Below are 22142 nucleotides of genomic sequence, written 5' to 3'. Positions count from 1 at the left end.
GGGAAGATTAACCCCTCCCCTATTTTAATACTTTTTTTAACAACCGGATATAGGCTTGTGCTATTTTATCCATGCCATAATCATTGGGATGTGCATAGTCGACCGTAGAATTAATGTCTAAATCTATCTCCCTACTGTCCAACCAGTAAAGATTACGGCCACCTTCCTTGACCAATCTATCAAAAGTTGCTTTACCTACTTCTGTAGATCTTTCATATTCAGCACGTGTACTTTTATTTAGGAAGCCTGGCGTAAAAGCCGAACTGTGCCCTGTGAGGATGATAGGAACTGTCGGATGCTTGGCCCGAATGGTTTTGACAGCTCCCACAATCAATGAATCCAATTGTTTCTCCGTCCGACTAGGGGTAACAGGTAAATTAGGTAAACAATCCAAAACAAAAACTGCAGCATCTTCCTGAGCAATCAAGTCTAACACAGTTTTCTCCAAACGTCCATTTCCTGAAAAGGCTAAATTGATTACTTCTTTTCCCAAAGAGCGTCCCACCACATTTGTCCAAGCCATACCTGGTCGCGATACGCAGGCTCCCTGTGCGATGGAAGTTCCATACACCACGATAGGAGCCGCTTTCTCCTTGTTATCCACAAAAGAAAACTGCTGCGATTTATCTACGCTGATTTCAAGCCACTTTACCGTATTATACAAGGGGAGGTATAAACGATAGGTACCCGACTTATTCCTTCCAATATTACTGAATGTGTATTGTATGGTATCTTTAAATTGATAGCTACCATATGCCCATTGCCAACTATTCCCTTCTTTGAGGTATAGATCTACTCCACTAACGCCTGTCGAGGGCATATGCGGCATATTCAAATTTCCGGAAACAGCGTAACGAACCACTATAGTGTCCGCATCTGTACGAAAGTCTACATATACGCCAGCTGAATTCTCCCCTAGATTCCAAACAGCATCTCTAACATGGCTTTTCACCCTCACCGGAAGACGACCTAGAGAACTTTCATTCGACATCTCCTTGACCCTCCCTTTTAAAACATCAGAGCTGACCTTATAAGATTGCTGCTGCCCCTGTGCCACACCAGTCAATAAAAAGACTGAACAAAAGATCGCGCACCATAGTCTAACTCTATAGTTGGATATAAACACGCTCATTATGGTAATATTTTAATCGTAACATTTCGATACCAAACATCGTCTCCATGATCCTGAAAACCTATCACCCCCGGCTCAGCGCCCACTTTAGAAAGTAACTCAAAAGCTAGGGGCCACTTGTCTTGACTAAACTTACTCGATTGCAATAACTTATTCCATTCAGGGGTTCTTATCGTATACTCTACGACCTTCTTACCATTCTGAAAATGCTGAACTTTCTCTCCTTGAACGATGATTTTCGATTTATTCCACGTTCCTACCGCTTTTGCATTTTGAGGCTTTGCGGGGATCATATCATACAATGAGGCCGATTGGCGATTCCCATCAACACCTTTACTAGCATCAGGATGCTTCTCGTTGTCCAGAATTTGGTATTCTGGGCTCGATATATATATCGGTTGACCTTTGACTTCTTTGGCTAAGAAAAACACACCAGAATTGCCCGCTTCGGATATTTTCCATTCAAACTCCAGTTCAAAATTCTTGAAATCGTGTGCAAAAATTAGATCACCACCTTCAGGCTTATCGACACTAGGCTTCTTAGAAAACTTAAGTGCACCATCCTCAATAGTCCATTTATTGGGAACATAGGTCTTATTGTATCCTCGCCAGCCCTCTAGGGAACTACCATCAAATAGCACATAGGCTCCGTTTTTGTTTTTCTTGAACTTTGTCAGATCTACCTTTGGCAAGTTCATCAATTCATAGGTTGGATCGACAGCCTCGAAGCTCTTTTTGCCTTGTGCGTGTGCTGCTGAGAAGGAAAACATCCCCATCATTAAGCAAGCTGAAATAAAGCTAGTTTTCATATGTATATAATTACTTCGTGATCCGCCAGTTGGCGGATTGGTTTACTTTTCATTTGTTAGAAAGCTATCAGATTCATTCTCTCCTATGATCGAATAAATCATGATAGTTTCATTAAAATATTTTTTATTTACGGTCGTTGAATTACCCAAAAGTCATCGAAAACTATTCAGGTTCAAATCTATAATCAAAATTCTACCAATAAATATACAAATACTTAATGTAATTCCTACACTTAGTAGTTTAAAAGAAAAACCTAATAACCGCCCATGTTTTCATCGGAAGGCATGTCTTCATTTTTCTTTCTGCCTTTGGTCAAATCCTGTACTCCGAAACGGTAAGAGAAGCCAAGCGTAAATGTACGCTTAGACCATCTAAAGTACCGGTCCGAATACTGAGAAGGCAGATAACTATCGCCACCAAACTGTCTAGAATCAAATAAATCACGAACATTAAACGTGACACTGCCTTTCCCCTTCAACACGTCTTGCTTTAAAGCTAGATCTACCCCCTTCATGGCTTTCGTCCGCCCCTGCAAACTGTTCATTGGAGCTCGGTAATCGCCACGCAACTGAAGAGAGGTCAATTTTGCCAACTTAAGGTTTGTCGTTAGATTTGCGTTCCAAGAAAGTCCGTCAGAAGAACGAACATTATATCCTTCATTCGGTTCTATTTTAAAATAGAAAACATTTCCATTAGCAGTTATATCCCACCAGGGAAAAATATTCACCTTAGACACGACCTCAAACCCAGCATTATTTCTGGAACCTATGTTTTCCCAACGCATAAAAGTAGCATTGGGATTATCAGCCAAATAAATAGCTGCTAAAGAATCATTTTGATCATACTGAAACGGTTGCGTCACATCGTTTATACGGCGGTAATAAGCCGAGGCAAGGAAATTCCATCCCGAATAAAACTTTGCAAAACTCATCTCTACAGCATGAATATCTTCGGGCATCAGCTCCGGATTACCTTGTCTAAAGTTCGTCTCGTCCGATAAATCCACGAAAGGATTGACCTGCCAGCCTCGAGGACGTTGCACTCGTCTAGAATAGCTCAACTGTACCTTATCGCCTTCCGCGTTAACATCATAAGTTAGGAACAAACTCGGATATACTCGAAAGTAATCGAGCTTGCCTGGCATCACATCTGTCCCTTTATTGATGAGAGATGGGTCATAACTACGGATAGTCGTATTTAGAAAAGCATCCTCCGCACGCAATCCTAATTGTAGCCCTATTCGCTGAGATAACATACGCTGATAATTAGCGTACAATGCATGGACACCCGATTTCATATTAAAATCATTGTTTACCCCATAATCAGGTTCAAACACTCCGTCTACTAATTTATCCGAACGTTGCCCTTCATCCGACGAACGTAATATCGTACGATACCCGGCTTCGAACTTATGGTTCTCACCTAGCGGCAAAACATAATCCAGTTGAAAATTCCAATTCTGGCCACTTTCATTGGTCGCATTTTTCCGTCTACTTTCAGAGATAGTAGAAGTCTTATCGTAGCGCTGTATATAGTTATTCGTACCATCCTCCTTGTCGTAACCGTAAGTTACATTAGCCGTCAACTCTTCGCCTTCCTTACGTAGGGTACGCTTAAAATCAAAACTGATATCGTATCCCAGATCCTCTTCTTTCTGTCTGGATTCACGGGAACTAGAGCTACCATAATCGGGGCGGTTATAATAGTTGTAAAAAATATCTTCACCTCTTTTATTATCCCTCAAACTCAAATTGGCTCCTACGCTAATCGTTGTCTTTTCATTAGCATAATAATCCGTTCCTAAACGAAAAGAATTATTTATTCCCTTTCGGAATGTTTCTGAGTTCGATTCGGTGATTTCACTGTTATTCTGTTGCAAACCGTCAAACAGCTGTACCGTACGTACGCCACCCTCGCCTACATTACGGCCATTCCTATAATTATATCCTCCAAAATAATTAAACTTCCGGTCTCTATAATTCAACGTAACCCCTGCATTATAATTATCGTAACTACCGACAGAAGCATTTGCCACCCCATTAAACCCAGTGCGGACATTCTTCTTCAACACGATATTGATAATTCCGGATTGTCCTTCCGCATCATACTTTGCCGAGGGGTTGGTAATGATTTCTACCTTAGCAACGGCATCAGCCGGTAGTGACTGAAGCAATTTATTAACATCAGAACCTGCCATAGCAGACTCTTTGCCATCTATCAAAATACGAACGCTGTTAGATCCTCTCAAACTCACAGAACCATCCATATCCACCTGTAAGGTGGGAACATTGGCTAGTAAATCCTGCGCCGTACCACCTACACTAACCATACTTTGGGAGACATCAAATACCTTTTTATCGATTCCCAACTGCAATTCGGGCAGACGCCCCTTTACCACAATCTCGTCCAGCTGACGACCACTCTCAAAAAGGGATACAACACCGATATCATTTGTCTTATTGGCAGCGATTACCACACCTTCCCGTTCATAATCAAGCATTCCTACAAAACTGATCTTTACGAGATACGTACCGGCAGGCAGCCCATCAATAGAAGCGACTCCGTTACCATCCGTCTGCCGTCCCTTTACAGGGGCCTTTGAAACAGCGTGCAACAACGAGACACTGGCTCCAAGAACAGGCTCTTTGGTCGACTCCTCTAGGACAGTGACTTTAAACTGGCCTTGTTGCGCATATATAAATAAAGGAAGGGCAAAAAATAGGGTAAATAGTAATTTAAGTTGCATAGCTTAGATTGCGTTCGTAAGCTACAAAAATGGAGAATAAAACAGAATAAGGGACTATCGTAACTGTATTATTACCGAGAAAAAGCTACTCCACCGAAACGGTAAGACCTTCTGCCTTCAATATCTTCCGATAAATCTCCAGCTCTACATAAGGCCCTTCTAACACAGCGCATTTGCCTTCAGTGTGCACCTTCCAAGCAATACGCTCGGCCTGTGTTTCTGTATATTGCAAATGATGGATCAGACAATAGATTACGTGATCAAACGTATTAATATCATCATTCCAAAGAATAAGCTTATGGCTTTCTTTTACAGAAGCTAATATTTCTTCAAGCGTAAAGGTTTCTTGTGCGGTTTCTACACCCATAGCGCAAAAGTAGTGTATTTTTCAAAAAAACCGTAATTTTGTAGTAATTTCCTCCCTATGGACAGACCTCTTTGAATAAAAGGTCATCCTAATCAGCGGATGGGTTGAAAACAATTGGATTATTAACGACTAGAATTACAAGATCATGTTCCAATCTAAAATAGCAGGCATAGGACACTATGTTCCTAAAAATGTGTATACCAACAATGACCTTACCCGATTCATGGATACCACCGACGAGTGGATCCAAGAACGTACTGGCATCAAGGAAAGACGGTATGCCGACCGTCTGGAGGAAACGACGACATCAATGGCTATTGAAGCAGCCAAGATCGCTATAGAGCGTGCAAAAACAACGGCTAAAGACATCGACTTCATCATATTTGCCACCCTATCTCCAGACTATTATTTTCCAGGCTGTGGCGTACTGCTCCAAAGGGAAATGGGTATGGGAGAAATCGGAGCATTAGACATCCGTAACCAATGTTCGGGCTTTGTCTACGCATTGTCTATAGCGGATCAATTTATAAAAACGGGAATGTATAAAAACATACTGGTGGTCGGTTCAGAAAAACATTCTTTTGCTTTGGACTTTTCGACACGAGGCCGTGCCGTATCCGTTATATTTGGTGATGGAGCGGGTGCCGCCGTACTGCAACCAACAACCGAAACGGGTAAAGGCATCTTGAGTACCCACCTCCACTCGGATGGTGCGGATGCCGAAAAACTAGCGATGTATTACCCTGGAGCATCGGGAGGAAAAGGCTTAGAAAACAGACCCGAATGGCCCGATCAGGAACTGGGAGGAATGTTCGTGACTCCTAAAATGCTAGAAGATGGAAGTGCTTTTCCGTATATGGATGGTCAGGCCGTTTTCAAAAAGGCAGTGGTAAAATTTCCGGAAGTCATCGGTGAAGCTTTAGCCAAAAACGGATTAGCACCTGCCGATATAGACCTTCTGGTACCGCATCAAGCCAATCTCCGTATATCACAGTTTGTACAGAAAACATTGGGATTAGCGGATGATAAGGTATTCAATAATATTCAAAAATACGGCAATACAACTGCTGCATCCGTACCAATAGCGCTTTCAGAAGCTTGGGAAGAGGGCCGGATCAAAGAAGGCGATTTGATTTGCCTAGCCGCATTTGGAGCAGGCTTTACTTGGGGATCGGCATTGATCCGGTGGTAATAATATAATGTTGTGATAAGGAATCGTCTTTCTGCCGACTTTCTTATCACAACATTTCAACTTGCTTTCTTACAATACACGCACCAATAACCCCTTCAGGTATTCACCTTCGGAGAAAGAAGCACGAACGGGATGATCCTCCGGTTGCGAAAACTGTCTAATAAATTGGATTTCTTTACCTGCATCCAAAGCAGCCCAAGCTATAACTTGTTTAAAGGTCTCAATATCCATTGCTCCAGAGCAAGAAAAAGTTGCTAATAGACCACCACTCTCCAACAACATCAATCCCCTACGATTCAAATCCTTATAAGCTCTCGAAGCTTTTTCTAAAGTCGATCTGGAGGGTGCGTACTTTGGTGGATCTAGCACAATTACATCAAACTTTTCTCCACCCTCTCCCAATTGACGCAAATACTTATTTACATCAGACTGAACCGCTACATGTTTTGTCTCATCAAAACCATTATACTTCACATTTTCCTTTAAGGTCTCTATCGCCAACGCAGAACTGTCAACAGAGACAACTTCATCAGCCCCCGCCCGAAAAGCATTTAAAGTAAAACCACCCGAATAACAGAAGCAATCCAGCATCCGCTTGCCTTTGACGTATTGAGCTGTCAAAAAGCGGTTTTCACGCTGATCGCAGTAAAACCCTGACTTCTGACCATCAATGATATTTACCTTATAATGGATCCCGTTTTCCACGATTTCAACAAAATCCGGAGGTAATTCTCCCCACAATACGCCATTGCTATCCGGTAGCCCTTCATAGTCTCTAGACTTCAAATCACTTCTTTCGTAAATCCCCTTAGGTTGCAGGAGATTTACCAATTCATCAACGATAAGTTCTTTGACCTGTTCTATCCCTGCCGAATGAACCTGAATAGAAATATAGTCTGCATATTTATCCGCAATCAGTCCGGGTAAAAAATCAGCTTCCGCAAAAATCAAACGAGCCGCATCATTATCTGCCGTCAACAAATGTTTTCTATTCTGAATGGCCTTTCTTACCCGCAGCCTCCACCAGTCTTCATTAATCTCATTCGCCGGATTCCATTCCAACAAACGGACTGCAACGCGCGATGTATTATTATAGACGCCATAGGCAATGAACTCCTCTTCTATGTTGTATACGGCTACAACCTCTCCTGGTTGCACCCGACCATTTATTTTGCCGATCGCTCCAGAAAACACCCAAGGGTGTAATTGCCAAGCAGCTTTATCTTTACCTTTTTGTAAGATTATCTTATTCATCGCACAAAAATAAAACTGAAGAAGCAAACAATATTATTTATTTTAAACTTTTTCAAAATTTTATTCCAAACTACACAAAAAAAGAGCAGTTCCTATCGGATACTGCTCTTTTCGGATATAGGACGATCAGCCTATCTACTAGCGAGCAAATAGGCTTTAAAATCTTTATAGCTGACTTTTAAATCCGTCGCAAGCTTAGGTTTATTGGACAAATCTACTGCTCCCTTAGGAAGAGTTACTTTGGCAAATACCGCTTCGTCTATTGCGTCCGGAAATTTACAAGGGTGTGCCGTTGATAAAAATACCGAAGCGTAGGTCCCCGGTGTATCTCTACGATATGCCTCTGATGCTAGATAAGCTATCGCAGTGTGAGGGCAAGCTATATAATTATATTTTTCATACAGCTCTTTCATCGCTTGTTCAGTCGCAACATCATCATAGGTATACGAAGAGACCATACCTCGAAGGTGTTCTAAATCTCCATCAAACATATCTTGTATTCTGACCCAGTTACTTGGATTACCTACATCCATAGCATTGGCTAGTGTTTGAACCGAAGGCTTGGGTTCATAGTTACCCGAACGAAGAAAGCGAGGAACGGTATCATTAACATTTGTCCCTGCTACAAAATGCGTCACTGGGAGTCCCATTTTATAGGCCAATAACCCAGCACCGATATTTCCAAAATTACCACTAGGCACTGTAAATACGACTTCAGAGATCCCCTGAGCTTTCAATTGCGCATAAGCCCAAAAGTAGTAGAATGTCTGAGGAATCAATCGGGAGATATTGATTGAATTTGCTGATGTGAGCCGCAACACACTATTAAGTTCGGTATCATTAAAAGCCTCTTTCACCAAAGCCTGACAGTCATCAAATGTACCATCTACTTCCAGGGCTCTAATATTCTGACCGTTAGTCGTCAACTGTTCCTCCTGTACCTTAGATACTTTTCCCTTAGGGTACAAAATCGTGACACGCGTTCCTTCAACTCCTAAAAAGCCTAAAGCCACTGCTCCACCGGTATCTCCTGATGTCGCGACCAGCACATCCAAGAGCTGATCGCCTTTTTGAGAGAAGTACCCCATGACCCGACTCATAAAACGAGCTCCAAAATCCTTGAAAGCATAAGAAGGTCCATGGAACAATTCCAAAACTGCCGTCTCTGCATTCAAGAACTTAACCGGGGCATCAAAATTAATGGCATCATCCACAATCTTCTTCAAGTCAGCCTTAGGGATATCATCACCAATCAATGCTGAGGCCACCGTCAAAGCGATCTCCTGAAGTGAATATTGTTGTATATTCTGGATAAAAAAAGGATCCAATTGTGGGATGACTTCTGGCATATACAATCCCTTATCCTGAGGGAGAGCGTTGAAAACGGCTTCTTGAAAAGAAACACGCAATGCTTTATTATTTGTGCTGTAAAGTTTCATATGTGTATAATCTGTTTTTTATCTGTCATATGGAATATCCAAACTATATTCATCCGTGTTTGTGTAGCCTGTACTACATGGATATTTCATATGTATATAATTTTCAATGGTCATTAGTTAGTTTTGGGCTTTTCTATACGTTGTCAAACTCCAACAGTCGAGGCCCCTCGACATTAACAGCAGACACATACTGATAGCTATCGATTTCTTTTGACGACAGGTGTTCTTTTATCTTAGTTGTCGCTACACGAGCGATATCTTCTCCTCTGGAGATAGCTACAACCGATGGTCCAGATCCCGATATCCCAAAGCTTAACGCCCCACATTCTAGGGCAATCCGTTTCATCTCATAAAACTCAGGGATCAAAATAGCGCGCGTAGGTTCGATCAAGACATCCTGCATACTGCGACCTATCAAATCATAATCATTTTGAAAAAGGCCCGCAATCAACCCTGCGATATTACCCCATTGCACTACAGCTTCTTTCAATAGCACCTTATCTTTTATGAGCTGGCGGGCATCCCGTGTCGGTACATCGACCTGTGGAAATACAATCCCTGCATAGAGATCTCCGGGTACCGGAAGCTTTATAACGTCCAGTGCTTCCTGTCCTCGAATCAACGTGACTCCCCCCATCAATGCTGGTGCGACATTATCAGCATGTCCATGTCCACACGCCAGGCGCTCCCCTTCTACACAGTAGGGCATTAACTCTTCCTTCGTAAGAGGTGTTCCCAACAAAGCATTAATAGCATACAGACCAGCAACGGTACTCGCAGAGCTCGAGCCCAGGCCAGAACCTATTGGCATATGCTTAATAAGCTCAATCTCTACACCGATGGTATCCGCAACTCCCAGATCCCGCAGCAGCATCTTCACACAAGCGCTCACTGTATTACGGTCGGCATCCAGAGGCAAGCGTCCGTCATCCCCTGCTATCGAACGGATACGGACCCCCGGCTCGGCTACGCGATACATCTTGACCTCATCGCCGGGTTCATTGACAGCAAAGCCCAGGATATCAAAGCCACAGATCATATTTGCCACGGTAGCAGGCGCAAAAACCCGAACCTTATCTTTTATATTATCAAAGTTTACTTTCTTCTCTAATTTTATTTCGTTCATAACTCGACTGTTAAACTGAATCAAATTCTTATGTAACGGCTTACCTCGCACCAACATTAATTAAATCGGCAAATACGCCTCCTGCTGTTACTTCTGCTCCAGCTCCAGGCCCCTTCACGACGAGCGGACGTTCCTTATACCGCTCCGTTGTAAACGAGATGATATTATCACTACCGGATAGTGCAAAGAAAGGGTGTGAGCTATCGACCATCTGCAAAGAGATCTTCACCTTACCATCTTCCAATGTACCGATGTAACGGATTACTTTATTTTCGCTAGCCGCTTTATCCTTCAACGCATTAAAATACTGGTCAGCTTTCAATAATTCGGCATAAAACTCATCAACAGAGGCCGCCTGCAAACAGGACTCGGGCAGGATAGCACCTAAATCGACATCAGATGCTTCGATCACATGACCTCCATCTCTTGCCAAAATCAACATTTTACGCATAAAATCTACTCCTCCCAGATCATCACGTGGATCAGGCTCTGTATAACCCAACTCCTGTGCCTTTTTCACAACTTCATAGAAAGAAGCATCGCCAACGAAATTATTAAAGATATAAGAGATTGTACCCGACAGAATTGCTTCTATCTTTAAAATCCGATCTCCACTCATCATCAGGTCTTTTAAAACACGTACAATAGGTAGCCCGGCACCTACATTGGTTTCATAGAAAAAGTCAACGCCGTGTAAGCGCGCCGTGTCTCTCAACGAACGATACTGTGCATAATCGCCCGAATTAGCGATCTTATTACATGTTACAATAGATATATTGGACTTAAAGATGTCTTCATAATAGGTAGCAGGCAACTTGCTCGCTGTATTATCAATAAAAACACAATTTGGCAGATTCATCGCTCGCATTCTTTCCATAAAACCTGATAAATCTGCTATCTCACCATTGCCTTCCAAATCCTCTTGCCAGCCTTCTAAATTAATTCCCGCTTCGTTAAAGAGCATTTTCCGAGAGTTAGAAATCCCAACGACCTTTACTTCGATATCATTATTGTCCAGTAGAAAGTCATGTTGTTCATGAAGCTGCTTAAATAATGTAGCGCCGATATTGCCTGTACCCAAGTTAAAGACATGTAAGGTCTTTTTCAACTCGGCAAAGAACGCATCGTGCACAGCATTCAGCGCCTTAGCAAGGTCATCTTTTGAAATAATAACCGATATATTGAATTCGGACGAACCTTGAGCGATAGCGCGTACATTTATACCATTCCGCCCCAATGCATGAAACAACCTTCCCGATATACCCGGAGTACGCTTCATATTTTCACCCACTATCGCCAAGACAGAAAGATTTTCTTCCAACTCAGGCATGATAAGCTTATTGGCATCAAGCTCCAATTCAAATTCAACGGCGATCAACTGCAATGCTTTCGCTGCATCCTGTGGATTGACCGCAAATGTTATACTATGCTCAGAGGATGATTGCGTGATTAGGATCACATTGATCTGCTCTCTTGCCAACATCGTAAAAAGTCGCCCGGAAAATCCAGACTTGCCAATCATTCCACTTCCTGTAAGATTGATAATAGATATATCTGAAATAGACGATATACCTTTTATAGGATAACTCGACTTATCCGATTCAAATTGAATAACTGTCCCTGCCAAATGTGGCTCGAAGGTATTACGGATAGCGATAGGTATTTTTTTCATGAATGCCGGAATCATCGTCGGCGGGTAGATTACCTTGGCGCCAAAGTACGAGAGTTCCATTGCTTCTGTGTAAGATAGTATAGGCAACGAAAATGCCTTTTTAACGATCCGCGGATCAGCTGTCATCATTCCATTTACATCGGTCCATATTTCGATAATAGAAGCCCCTAGGACAGATCCAAAGATGGCAGCAGTATAGTCGGAACCTCCACGGCCCAATGTCGTCACACGTCCCTTATCGTTGGATCCTATAAAACCGGTAACAAACAACAATTTGTCCGCATGGGTATAAGACAAAGCCTGAATAAGCTGTGTCGTCAACTCTTCATTGATATGGGCATTCCCAAAATTGGAGTCCGTCTTGACATAGTGAGAAGCATTGATATACTCGGACTCCGGTATATATTGCTCCATAATCTTAGAAACCAGATAATTTGAAAAGCGCTCACCAAAAGAAACAATCAGGTCTTTGCTCTGCATACTCAACTCTCTCAAAGCAAAGACGCCTTGTAGGATTTCATCCAGGTCGTTGAGCATAAGCTTTAACTTGGTAAATACCGGATTCTGGAATTTGACCGCGATAAGGCTCTTTACAACATCAAAATGCTTTTCCTCCAGCACTTTCAGATTCTCATCAAACGGTTTTCCTTCAGCAGCATGTTCCGCCATTTGGGTCAGCAAGTTCGTTACCCCCGACATTGCAGACAAAACAACAAGTGGTTTTTCTCCTTTATCAAAAGATTCTTTAACGATTGCCAACATCTCTTGGATACTCTCTTTGGTACCTACCGAAGTCCCTCCAAATTTTAATACCTTCATTAGTTTTATATTAGTTTGTGTCAAAATAGTTCAAAAAAAAAGCCTTCCTCTTTTCTGGAGGAAGGCTCTATATATTCGCTGCACTTAATCATTTCACCATAGAACTACCTCCTCCAGAATCTATCCCGGTGGTAATAATAGTTGTTGAAATAATCGTATTTAAAAACATCTCTTTTGTAAAATTTTCATAAAGATAATACAACTATATCAACAAATGCAAATTTATTTTAATAAAATAGAAATATTAGTCTATTATTTCTATCTAATCAGAGATGGTAATCAAATACACTGACTTGTTAATATACTACAAATAACATTTTACAATACGCACAGAAAGACAAACACACTACCTATTGTAATACAAGTATTTACACGAATTAAAAAGTTAAAGTTTTGTTAAAAAAATGTAAAATAGTTTGGAACCGCAACCATAATACCCTATCTTCGTTGATGTCGATGTGTAGATATACATCTACGGAAGGAAAGTTGTAATTAAATAAAGCGATTTAATGAAAACAAAAAAGATAATAGCGAGTATGCTATTTATAGGCTTTTGTCTAGTGTCGCACGCACAAACAACAAACAAAAGTAAAACAGGAGATCAGGATAATCTTACAAAAGAGTACTTTTCTCAGATTATGGGTGTAGCTATTAATACTACAACAAGCACAAAACTTTATCAGTTTGTCTACGATTGGTTAGGTACTCCCTACCGACTAGGCGGGGATTCCAAAAAAGGCATAGACTGTTCCAAGTTCTCTTTGGCTGTTTATGAAAACGTATTCAATACTACAATCGGATACAACAGCAGGAATCAATATGACAATGTAACTCCCATCAGAAAAAGCGACCTTCAAGCAGGAGATTTAGTTTTTTTCAAAATCAGAAGTAAAAGTATAACACATGTAGGCGTCTATCTAGGAGACGACAAATTTGCACATGCATCCTCGAGTAAAGGTGTAATGGTAAGTAGTCTTAATGAAGCTTACTGGCAGCGTTATTACTATAACGGAGGAAGGCCTAAAAAAGACGAAGATAGGATCATGACAGCAGATGCGTCAAACTACAAAGAAGACAACAAATAGACTTTGTTACTATTTGAACAATATAGAGCCTAGATGGAATCCATCTAGGCTTTTTTTTATTCATCCCGCATTAAATAATTTTCACGCGTATTATATAGAACTTCTCTCCTAATTTCACTAAATTAGCATAGTCAAATAATCATCATGTCAACAAAGAAAACTCTTATATTAAACAAGCAGCAGATACAGCAAAAATCCCGTCGCATCGCTTATCAGATCCTAGAAGACAACTTTGAAGAAAAAGCTGTAGTACTCGTTGGAATTGCTGACCGAGGGTATATTTTTGCGCAACGCCTACAAAACATACTTCAAGAAATAGCACCTGAAAAAGAAATAGAACTTATTAAGGTCAATATAGAAAAGAGTAAAAGAAATCTGGAAGCCAGTACAGACCTACCTGTTGAAATGGCTAAAGACAAAGCGGTCATCATTGTGGATGATGTGCTTAACAGTGGCCGTACATTAGCCTATGCCCTAGGAGCCTTTATTAATGTACCCTTAAAGAAAATGCGGACCGCAGTGCTCATTGATAGAAGCCATCATAAGTTCCCTATATTCAGCGATTTTTACGGTGTAAAACTCTCTACAATCTTGAAAGAGCATGTTGAGGTCAGACTAGAAGAAATCGACAATGAAGAAGATGCTGCTTGGCTTTACTAAGCAGCACCTTTTTCATCCCTAGCCTTTATTTATCTTAAGTTTCATTCCTGGTTTAATCATATCACTTTTTAAACCATTATCTGCTTTTAATTTGGACACTGAACTCCCTGAAAACTTATTGGCTATCCGATCTAGAGAATCCCCTCTTTGCACCGTATAGACCACACCCGTATTTTTCCTTTTGGTTGCCGCAGTTTTTACACTTTCCGCCAAACGGGAATCAACAGGTTTCTCTACAATCAAAACGCGTCCCACAACCTTGCTCTTAGACGACAATCCATTCCAAGCTACAAGGTCTTGAACAGAGACTCCTAGCTTACGGGATACGCTAACCAAGGTTTCACCATTTTTAACTTTATATTTCTTTTGCTCCTGAACAGCCAGCTTTGCTTCTACTTCTTCATTCCGAGGCGATTGCTGGGGTAATACAACTTCATTTAAAGCTAAATACAAAAGACTATCATTTGTATTTTCGGTAAGAGGTAACAATAGACGTCGTGGCTTCTCAACTGAGCCTATCACTACATTTTGCTTGAATGCCGGATTATACTTCTTTAACTGATCCAAAGATACCCCGACAGCTTCAGCTACTCCTGCCAAAGCAATCTTCTTATCCACCATAACCAACTTGCTCGCCAACTCTAGTTCTGTAGATTCTGCTTCTATTCCATAATAGTCGGCATTCGAAAGAACATAGGTCATTGCGATATATTTGGGAATGTAATTTCGCGTCTCTTTAGGAAGGAACGGAGCTAGTTCCCAAAAGGTAGGATTGGTGAATCCCGAACGCTGAATCGCTCGCTGTACGCAACCTCTTCCACAATTATAAGATGCCAAAGCTAATAACCAATCATTAAATTGAGTATGGGCCTCATTAATATATCGAGCCACGGCATAGCTCGCCGCGTAAGCGTCTTTTCGTTCATCTATATTACTATTCATCTCCAAGTCATAAAACTTGGCAGTAGCATACATAAACTGCCAGGGGCCAACCGCACCTGAAGTAGAAACCAAATGAGGATTTAATGAGGACTCGACTAAGGAAAGATATTTGATCTCCTCAGGTATTTTAGCCTCTTCAAAGACAGCTTCATAAATTGAAAAATAATGCTGGCTCAACCCTAACAATCTATTCATATAGGGCCTGTAGTTCTGAGATGCATATTTACCAATATACCCCCTCACCTGTGAATTAAACTCCAAAGGCACGTCCTTTGAAATAGACTTCAATCGTCTCAGTATCCCTAGGTCTTCAGGGGTGATTTCCAGATTGGGATCTATATTTTCCTTGATTGAATCGAGATGGGATGCCAATTGCTTTTGCTGAAGCTCTATAAAGGCATTCATTGAACTGTTCAGTTCCTCTTTTTGGGCATCAATCGCAACTTCTTGAGCTACCGTACACGAGAATACAAATACAGCAGCGATTGACAACGTAATAGAAAATTTCATGCTTTCTAGTTTTTTAGCCGACTAGTGGGCAAGGTTTACAAAATAAAACTTCCATGATTCTTTTTAATATTCAAAAGATATGAACCGATTCCACTGTTATCGAGAGACCTCTTGAATACGAATACTAAAGATAAAACATCATGAAAAAAAAAATCTTAATGGCCTTAAACAGCGAACACTTGCAAAAAAAAAGGGACTCAATCCTCCAAAGCGAAGATCAAATCCTTTTTCCTATGTAAGAGCAATCATTAAGAATTGCTTGTGTTATCAGATGTATTGTTCTTTTGATCGGTAGGCTCTTCCTTCTGCCCATCCTTAAACTCTTTGACACCACGTCCCAAGCCACGCATTAATTCAGGAATCTTCTTCCCTCCAAACAATAATAGAACCAAGACAACTATAATGATAATCTCCTGGGTTCCTATAAATAATAAATTTGATGTATACATTTTGTTCTATTATACTTATAAAATACTTTTACAATAAATACTCCTTCTTACAAATATAGATATTAATAAATTAATATCCCGTAACTATCTTGCTATCCAAGCAGATGGATCTAAAACAGTCTCTCCCTGGAAGACACTGAAATCAATATAAGAAAACCCTTCTTCGGCATCTCCAGCAGCTGTACCTATTACCGTACCAGTACTTACGGACTGACCTTTACTAACTGAAGTTGTCTTCAAATTGGAATAAGCGGTATAATAATTACCATGCTTAACGACCACCGCTGAAGTCCCCATGCTTACAACCTGCACTACTGTTCCGGAAAACACTGATTTTACCGCTGCACCATCTCCTGTCCGAATACGGATATAGTCATAGAAGTCCCTAACTCCATGCTCAACGACGACACTTCCGTAGTTACGAACGATATTACCCTGCGCTACAGGCCAAGGTAACCCTCCTCTATTAGCCTGAAAACTTGCCGACAATTTTGCGACTTCAGGCGTACTCGCAATAACATCAGCTCCTTTTCTCTTATCGATTTCCTTCCGCGCATCTTCAACCGATTTACCCGTTTTTTTCGACTCAGCCAAGGCTGCTTTCTGCCGTGCTTCCTCCGCTTTTCGTCTCTCCTCTGCTGCCTCCCTGGCAATTGCGGTTTTTATCAACGAATTTAACTTCTTCCGCTCTTGTTGTTTAGCAGACAATTGACCTTGAAACGATTTCTCCTCTTTTGCCAATTGATTCAATTGAACCTGATGCTCAGACCGATCTTTGGCAATAACATCTTTTTCTTTTCGCTGCTCTGCCAACAGTTCATTCTGTGTTTTCCGATCTGCTTCCAATCGCGCAATCTTCAACTCTATTTCCTTTCTGACCCCTTCAATCTCTGCTGCCTTTATTTTACGAGCATCGGTAAATTGTTGCAAATACTTCACCCGTTTGAAAGCCTGATTAAAATCTTTAGAAGCAAAGATAAACATCATCTTGTTATAGGCATTTTTATTACGGAATGCAAACATGACCATTTTTTCATAATCCTGACGCATCTTTTCGAGCTCTGCTTTCAATGCATTAACAGACTTTGTATTGTCATTTATCTGCTTTGAAAGATTAACCAACTCACGATTGATAATCGTAATCTTATCTTCCCGTAAATTCAATTGACGGCTGAGCGCATTGACCTCCTTTTGGGAAAGGAGCTTTTCTTTGGTTTTAGCAGACAACTCTTTGTTCAAGGCAGAAATATCGGCATTGATTTTTTCCAATTGCTTCTTTAGTTCCGCACTGCTTTGACCGTATGAAAAATGCGCACATGCGCCGATTATAAATATACTGAGTAATATTTTCTTAAAAACCATGAATTGCTACTTCTAAACTTAGCGTTTTATATAACCTCCAAAAATAAACATATCTCACCTACTTGCCTAATAAAAATAACTTTTTAACACCTTCACCACATCATTCTACTATTTTATATTTAGCTGGAACAGTAAAAGGTAAATCTATATCCTGATTAAAATCAGCTTTATTATAATTTAAAATCGCACTAATCGACATTCCTCCCGCACCTAACTTTATCTGTTGATTCTGCGGAAAATTATAGCCTCCAGAAACTGTAAAATTACTATAAAAGGACTCTAAATTATCATCACGCCCTACAACATTCAAGCGGAATACCTTAGGCCTATTCTTTTCGTTTAGGCTGTATTGAAAAGCCAATTGATCCTTTACCCCAACAATCTGCACCTCATCAGACGCACTTGCTACCGTAATTTGGTCGGTCCGTAACAATGGCTGCGATACATTAGCCATCAGAAGATCCTGCAACGTAAAAAATGAAACTCCCTCTCCCGTATACCGATGCACGTAATCGAAACGCTTCCCGATATATTCGCTTCTCATTTTATTTAAGATCTGTACGCTATCCGGGGTGATCTTAACTCGTGCGACTTCAAAATTAACCAATGTTGCAGTTACCGAAATCCAGATCTCACGATCGCGCAGGATCCTCACATGCATAGTCACATCATGTTTTTCATTATCAAACTCAATTTTCGATTTTGCTCGTCCTGAAAACGTACTAAAATCGAGGTTATTGATCAAATAACCTTCTGCACCATTCTTGTATACTGTGCCCTCTCCCCCTTTTGCACCGACCACTTGTTTCTTACTACCGCAACCGAATACAATAGTTAAGGTTAGCAACAACAAAACATACCTACTCCACATATCGCTTATCTTTTATTTTTAACTTAATCTTATTGACGTCTACACTATCACCTTTGACAAGAGACAATGCTTTTTCCCACTGTTTGACCGCTTCTTTTTCTCTACCGAGCTGTATAAGGATATCGCCATAGTGCTCGAATAACAAAGCAGATGGAGACGCAGAAGACTTAATAGCTTTTTCCATCCAAAAAGCAGCCTCTTTATAAGAACCCTGCTGAAATAGAACCCAGGCATAGGTATCTTGAAAAGTAGCTGAATTCAAATCTATTTCATTCGCCTTCTTTGCATAACCGGCCGCCTTATCCAGATCCTTTTTTCGAATAGAGAGGTAATAAGCTAAATTATTCATAGCCGTACTATTCGTACTATCCAATTGTATGGCTTCTTCGTAAGCGACATCCGAAGCAGCATCCATTTTCAACTGATGGTACAGATCCCCTAGTCCGCTATAGATGATTGACCTCAAATAGGTATTCTCCTCCTCACTATGATCCAAAGCCATCTCCAACATGATACGTGTCTTTTCAAAATCCTCTTTTACCATGAAAGCCAATCCAGAAAAATACATCAGCATCGCATTACCAGGATTTGCGCGGATCGCTTCGTCCGCGTGACGAATAGCCTCGTCAACCTCATTCAGTCCTAAATCAGTATTGATTAGCATACGCCAGGCATCAACATGCCTAGGATTAATCCCTACAGCAGTAAGAAATAGCGAACGGGCCTCTGCAGTATTTCCTTTACGCCATAACACTTCACCTTTGACCACATGACTCTCTGCTATTCTCGGGTGGATCAAGACCAACGTATTGGCCAGTGTTTGAATTTGATCCAAGGTGAATCCCTTAAAATCAGGATGCATTACATTCAACATCACGCGATGCTTATCCCCAAAATCGACCTGACTAGACTCAAATGCAAGCTTTAGCGACTCGAAAGTCATCTTCATTTTACCATCTGACTTATACGCATCTGCAAGATCAAGGTACAACACCGGATCTTTACTATATTTTACACCTCGCTCTAAAATCGCAATAGCTGGCTTGGTCTTACCGTTTTGCAAATTAACATAGGCCAATGTACCATATACATGTCTTAATGTTGATTTACCATCCCATGGCTCCAAAAGCGCCTCTGCATCCTTAAAACGATCATTCATCACGTAAACATCGGCCAACACCACATCCAACGTATCCGAGGCATGTCCGCGAGCCACCTCATCGTGGTATACTGCAATAGCCTCATCCAGCTTCTTCGCATTGGACAAGACCATAATCAAGTCTCTTGCGATAGAAGAAACTCCTGCATATCTCCCCCTAAGTTCCGCCAATATGACACTGGCCTCTGCCCAGTTCTGCTTGCTTTTATAAAGCTCTACCAGTAGGTTTGCATGCATAATATTGGCATCATGTCGATAAGCTGTTTTAGCATTTTCTAGAGCCTCTTCGTAATTCCCAGTCTGACCAAACAATAAGGCCTTCGCATAATAGACTTCAGCAGCATCTGGGTACTGTGCCGTAATACGGTCCATTTCCCCCATAGCTTCCCTAAAATCGCCTATTTTCAATCGTTCTTCCACCTTTGCCAACTGCATCTTATAAGGAGGGTCAACACGCTGGGCATTTGCGGTTCCTGCAAACAATAACACCCCTAATACAAATACTTTTTTCAGCAAACCTATCGCTTTCATATTCAAAAACATCTTCAAAATCATAGTAACACCTTTTACTAAGGTAACATATTGCCTTAAAAAAAGAGTACAATAGTATCAAAAAGTTTAATCCCAAACTCCTTAATAAATGTTAAAATTATCCATCCCACTATTAGACTACATGAATCGAACACTACTTTTCTCACCAATCTGTGAATACACATTGAGTGCCTCGAAAAACCAAAAGCATTAAAGCAAAAATAAAAGACGCACACCTCTTGTGTTTTAAAAAATAAAAATCGTACCTTTGCAATCCAATTGTAGTGATTACGATTGGTAAATAACAAGTTTAATTAATTAAATAAAAGCAAGTGAATACGTTAAGTTACAAAACTGTCTCTGCCAACAAGAACACCGTTAACAAAGAGTGGATCGTTGTTGACGCTGAGGGCGAGATCTTGGGGCGCTTGGCCAGTGAAATTGCGAAAGTAATTCGTGGAAAACACAAGCCTACATTCACCCCACACGTAGACTGCGGTGATAACGTGATTGTTATCAATGCAGACAAGGTTAAATTGACAGGAAACAAATTAGGCGACAAAACTTATGTTCGCTACACAGGCTACCCAGGTGGTCAGCGTTTTGTATCTCCTAAAGAATTAATGGCAAAACACCCAGAGCGCATCATCGAGAAAGCTGTTCGTGGTATGTTACCTAAGAACCGTCTTGGCCGTCAGTTGTACAAAAATCTTTTTGTTTACGCTGGTGGAGAACACAAACATGAGGCACAAAACCCAAAACCCGTTAAATTCTAAGGAGCATTATTATGTCAACAACTAACACTTCAGGAAGAAGAAAAACTGCTGTTGCTCGTATTTACTTAGGAGCAGGAAGCGGAAACATTACCATCAATGGTAAAGACTACAAAGAGTATTTCCCAACATTGCCTTTGCAGTACATTGCTACTCAATCTTTATTAGTAGCAGAGTCACTAACAAATTTTGATGTTAAAGTTAACGTTCATGGTGGTGGAGTTAAAGGTCAAGCAGAAGCGGTACGTTTAGCAATTGCTAAAGCACTAGTTGAGCTAGACCCAGAAGTAAAACCAGCTTTACGTGCTAAAGGTTTAGTAACGCGTGATGACCGTATGGTTGAGCGTAAAAAACCAGGACGCAAGAAAGCTCGTAGAAGATTCCAATTCAGTAAACGTTAATCAAAGGAGGATCACAAAATGGCAAGAACTACTTATCAAGATTTATTGGATGCTGGTGTTCACTTTGGTCACCTTACACGTAAATGGGACCCGAAAATGGCTAAGTACATTTTCATGGAACGCAACGGTATTCACATTATCGATTTAAACAAGACTCTTACGAAATTAGAAGAAGCTTCTTCTGCTATTAAGCAAATCGTAAAATCAGGTCGTAAAGTTTTATTCGTAGCTACGAAAAAACAAGCAAAAGAAATCATCGCACAACAAGCTAAGGATGTAAACATGCCTTATGTAACAGAGCGTTGGTTAGGTGGTATGCTTACAAACTTCGCAACAGTTCGTAAGTCTATCAAAAAGATGTCTAACATCGACAAAATGCAAAAAGACGGTACATTCGATGTATTATCTAAAAAGGAAAAATTAATGATTCAGCGTGAGCGTATCAAATTAGAAAACCTTTTAGGAGGTATCGCTGATTTGAATCGTCTACCAGCAGCTTTATTCATCATCGACGTGAAAAAAGAGCACATTGCAGTAGCTGAAGCTATTAAATTAAACATTCCTACTTTTGCAATGGTAGATACAAACTCTGACCCTACTAACATTGATTTCCCTATTCCAGCAAATGATGACGCTACTAAATCAATTAGCTTAATCGCAGGAATTATCGGACAAGCAATCATCGAAGGTTTGGAAGAGCGTAAACGCGATAAAGAAGAAGATGCGGAAAAAGAAGCTGTTGCAGCTAAAGCAGCAGTCGACAATGGTGAAGCAACAGATGCTGCTCCAGGAAAACGCACTCGTAAAGCAAAAGACGTAGAATAATAATTCTATATTAAGCC

19 protein-coding genes are annotated in these 22142 nt (G+C 40.8%); 6 read left to right on the top strand and 13 right to left on the bottom strand.

The genetic code is table 11. From position 1 onward, the window contains the following. Positions 1-19: 19 nt before the first annotated feature. The 4 genes from M472_RS26865 to M472_RS26850 all read right to left on the bottom strand — a co-directional run bounded on the left by M472_RS26865 (position 20) and on the right by M472_RS26850 (position 5055). Positions 20-1132, bottom strand: coding sequence for an SGNH/GDSL hydrolase family protein (locus M472_RS26865; RefSeq protein ID WP_081643082.1), 1113 nt, complete (start codon positions 1130-1132; stop codon positions 20-22). Continuing rightward, positions 1132-1941, bottom strand: a complete 810-nt coding sequence (locus tag M472_RS26860) for a 3-keto-disaccharide hydrolase (protein ID WP_031301341.1) — start codon at positions 1939-1941, stop codon at positions 1132-1134. Before M472_RS26860 ends, M472_RS26865 begins: the two co-directional genes overlap by 1 nt. A 254-nt stretch (positions 1942-2195) precedes the next feature. Continuing rightward, positions 2196-4688: an outer membrane beta-barrel family protein gene (locus M472_RS26855; protein ID WP_021068924.1), complete on the bottom strand. Its 2493-nt coding sequence runs from the start codon at positions 4686-4688 to the stop codon at positions 2196-2198. An 85-nt stretch (positions 4689-4773) separates the two neighbouring features. Beyond that, a complete protein-coding gene (locus tag M472_RS26850) occupies positions 4774-5055 on the bottom strand; it encodes an ATP-dependent Clp protease adaptor ClpS (protein WP_021068923.1) in 282 nt (93 codons plus the stop codon). Between the two features lie 145 nt (positions 5056-5200). Here M472_RS26850 and M472_RS26845 point away from each other — a divergent pair, with 145 nt between their 5' ends. After that, positions 5201-6247: a 3-oxoacyl-ACP synthase III family protein gene (locus M472_RS26845; protein WP_021068922.1), complete on the top strand. Its 1047-nt coding sequence runs from the start codon at positions 5201-5203 to the stop codon at positions 6245-6247. 69 nt (positions 6248-6316) lie between these two features. Here M472_RS26845 and M472_RS26840 read toward each other — a convergent pair whose 3' ends face one another. The 4 genes from M472_RS26840 to thrA all read right to left on the bottom strand — a co-directional run bounded on the left by M472_RS26840 (position 6317) and on the right by thrA (position 12557). Beyond that, positions 6317-7501: a class I SAM-dependent rRNA methyltransferase gene (locus M472_RS26840; RefSeq protein WP_021068921.1), complete on the bottom strand. Its 1185-nt coding sequence runs from the start codon at positions 7499-7501 to the stop codon at positions 6317-6319. Positions 7502-7632: 131 nt separating this feature from the next. Next, complete coding sequence (gene thrC / locus M472_RS26835) at positions 7633-8940, bottom strand: threonine synthase (RefSeq protein ID WP_021068920.1); 1308 nt, start codon at positions 8938-8940, stop codon at positions 7633-7635. Between the two features lie 133 nt (positions 8941-9073). After that, complete coding sequence (locus M472_RS26830) at positions 9074-10066, bottom strand: homoserine kinase (RefSeq protein WP_021068919.1); 993 nt, start codon at positions 10064-10066, stop codon at positions 9074-9076. 40 nt (positions 10067-10106) lie between these two features. Further along, complete coding sequence (gene thrA, locus M472_RS26825) at positions 10107-12557, bottom strand: bifunctional aspartate kinase/homoserine dehydrogenase I (protein WP_021068918.1); 2451 nt, start codon at positions 12555-12557, stop codon at positions 10107-10109. A 509-nt stretch (positions 12558-13066) separates the two neighbouring features. Here thrA and M472_RS26820 point away from each other — a divergent pair. Both M472_RS26820 and M472_RS26815 read left to right on the top strand, forming a co-directional pair. Next, on the top strand, positions 13067-13642 hold the full coding sequence (locus M472_RS26820) for a C40 family peptidase (protein WP_021068917.1): 576 nt from the start codon (positions 13067-13069) through the stop codon (positions 13640-13642). A gap of 144 nt (positions 13643-13786) precedes the next feature. Beyond that, positions 13787-14302, top strand: coding sequence for a phosphoribosyltransferase family protein (locus tag M472_RS26815; RefSeq protein ID WP_021068916.1), 516 nt, complete (start codon positions 13787-13789; stop codon positions 14300-14302). An 18-nt stretch (positions 14303-14320) separates the two neighbouring features. Here M472_RS26815 and M472_RS26810 read toward each other — a convergent pair whose 3' ends face one another. The 5 genes from M472_RS26810 to M472_RS26790 all read right to left on the bottom strand — a co-directional run bounded on the left by M472_RS26810 (position 14321) and on the right by M472_RS26790 (position 20150). Continuing rightward, positions 14321-15754 carry a lytic transglycosylase domain-containing protein gene (locus tag M472_RS26810; protein WP_021068915.1) on the bottom strand — a complete coding sequence of 478 codons (1434 nt, stop codon included), beginning with the start codon at positions 15752-15754 and terminating at the stop codon, positions 14321-14323. A 248-nt stretch (positions 15755-16002) separates the two neighbouring features. Beyond that, positions 16003-16203 (bottom strand): twin-arginine translocase TatA/TatE family subunit, encoded by a 201-nt coding sequence (locus M472_RS26805; protein ID WP_021068914.1) that lies wholly within the window; start codon positions 16201-16203, stop codon positions 16003-16005. An 84-nt stretch (positions 16204-16287) separates the two neighbouring features. Beyond that, positions 16288-17565, bottom strand: a complete 1278-nt coding sequence (locus M472_RS26800; protein ID WP_021068913.1) for a murein hydrolase activator EnvC family protein — start codon at positions 17563-17565, stop codon at positions 16288-16290. 100 nt (positions 17566-17665) lie between these two features. Beyond that, a complete protein-coding gene (locus M472_RS26795; RefSeq protein WP_021068912.1) occupies positions 17666-18436 on the bottom strand; it encodes a DUF4292 domain-containing protein in 771 nt (256 codons plus the stop codon). Next, complete coding sequence (locus M472_RS26790) at positions 18426-20150, bottom strand: tetratricopeptide repeat protein (RefSeq protein WP_021068911.1); 1725 nt, start codon at positions 20148-20150, stop codon at positions 18426-18428. Before M472_RS26790 ends, M472_RS26795 begins: the two co-directional genes overlap by 11 nt. A 308-nt stretch (positions 20151-20458) precedes the next feature. Here M472_RS26790 and rplM point away from each other — a divergent pair, with 308 nt between their 5' ends. Genes rplM through rpsB form a run of 3 tightly spaced genes read left to right on the top strand, consistent with a single transcriptional unit; the run spans position 20459 to position 22125 of the window. Continuing rightward, positions 20459-20902, top strand: coding sequence for a 50S ribosomal protein L13 (gene rplM, locus M472_RS26785; RefSeq protein ID WP_021068910.1), 444 nt, complete (start codon positions 20459-20461; stop codon positions 20900-20902). A gap of 11 nt (positions 20903-20913) precedes the next feature. Beyond that, complete coding sequence (gene rpsI, locus M472_RS26780) at positions 20914-21300, top strand: 30S ribosomal protein S9 (RefSeq protein WP_021068909.1); 387 nt, start codon at positions 20914-20916, stop codon at positions 21298-21300. Between the two features lie 18 nt (positions 21301-21318). Next, entirely contained in the window at positions 21319-22125 is an 807-nt protein-coding gene (gene rpsB, locus M472_RS26775) for a 30S ribosomal protein S2 (protein WP_021068908.1), read from the top strand. The last annotated feature ends 17 nt before the right edge of the window (positions 22126-22142 follow it).

It is taken from the genome of Sphingobacterium paucimobilis HER1398 (genome assembly GCF_000416985.1).
In the GTDB taxonomy this organism is placed as follows: Bacteria; Bacteroidota; Bacteroidia; order Sphingobacteriales; family Sphingobacteriaceae; genus Sphingobacterium; species Sphingobacterium paucimobilis.
The sequence above is the reverse complement of the archived record's forward strand: the minus strand, read 5'-3'. Positions and strand labels throughout refer to the sequence as shown.

What these genes read in the sequence shown, in the direction of transcription:
- M472_RS26865 (WP_081643082.1), bottom strand. Translation starts at nt 1,132, where the DNA reads ATGAGCGTGTTTATATCCAACTATAGAGTTAGACTATGGTGCGCGATC.
- M472_RS26860 (WP_031301341.1), bottom strand. Translation starts at nt 1,941, where the DNA reads ATGAAAACTAGCTTTATTTCAGCTTGCTTAATGATGGGGATGTTTTCC.
- M472_RS26855 (WP_021068924.1), bottom strand. Translation starts at nt 4,688, where the DNA reads ATGCAACTTAAATTACTATTTACCCTATTTTTTGCCCTTCCTTTATTT.
- M472_RS26850 (WP_021068923.1), bottom strand. Translation starts at nt 5,055, where the DNA reads ATGGGTGTAGAAACCGCACAAGAAACCTTTACGCTTGAAGAAATATTA.
- M472_RS26845 (WP_021068922.1), top strand. Translation starts at nt 5,201, where the DNA reads ATGTTCCAATCTAAAATAGCAGGCATAGGACACTATGTTCCTAAAAAT.
- M472_RS26840 (WP_021068921.1), bottom strand. Translation starts at nt 7,501, where the DNA reads ATGAATAAGATAATCTTACAAAAAGGTAAAGATAAAGCTGCTTGGCAA.
- thrC (WP_021068920.1), bottom strand. Translation starts at nt 8,940, where the DNA reads ATGAAACTTTACAGCACAAATAATAAAGCATTGCGTGTTTCTTTTCAA.
- M472_RS26830 (WP_021068919.1), bottom strand. Translation starts at nt 10,066, where the DNA reads ATGAACGAAATAAAATTAGAGAAGAAAGTAAACTTTGATAATATAAAA.
- thrA (WP_021068918.1), bottom strand. Translation starts at nt 12,557, where the DNA reads ATGAAGGTATTAAAATTTGGAGGGACTTCGGTAGGTACCAAAGAGAGT.
- M472_RS26820 (WP_021068917.1), top strand. Translation starts at nt 13,067, where the DNA reads ATGAAAACAAAAAAGATAATAGCGAGTATGCTATTTATAGGCTTTTGT.
- M472_RS26815 (WP_021068916.1), top strand. Translation starts at nt 13,787, where the DNA reads ATGTCAACAAAGAAAACTCTTATATTAAACAAGCAGCAGATACAGCAA.
- M472_RS26810 (WP_021068915.1), bottom strand. Translation starts at nt 15,754, where the DNA reads ATGAAATTTTCTATTACGTTGTCAATCGCTGCTGTATTTGTATTCTCG.
- M472_RS26805 (WP_021068914.1), bottom strand. Translation starts at nt 16,203, where the DNA reads ATGTATACATCAAATTTATTATTTATAGGAACCCAGGAGATTATCATT.
- M472_RS26800 (WP_021068913.1), bottom strand. Translation starts at nt 17,565, where the DNA reads ATGGTTTTTAAGAAAATATTACTCAGTATATTTATAATCGGCGCATGT.
- M472_RS26795 (WP_021068912.1), bottom strand. Translation starts at nt 18,436, where the DNA reads ATGTGGAGTAGGTATGTTTTGTTGTTGCTAACCTTAACTATTGTATTC.
- M472_RS26790 (WP_021068911.1), bottom strand. Translation starts at nt 20,150, where the DNA reads ATGATTTTGAAGATGTTTTTGAATATGAAAGCGATAGGTTTGCTGAAA.
- rpsI (WP_021068909.1), top strand. Translation starts at nt 20,914, where the DNA reads ATGTCAACAACTAACACTTCAGGAAGAAGAAAAACTGCTGTTGCTCGT.
- rpsB (WP_021068908.1), top strand. Translation starts at nt 21,319, where the DNA reads ATGGCAAGAACTACTTATCAAGATTTATTGGATGCTGGTGTTCACTTT.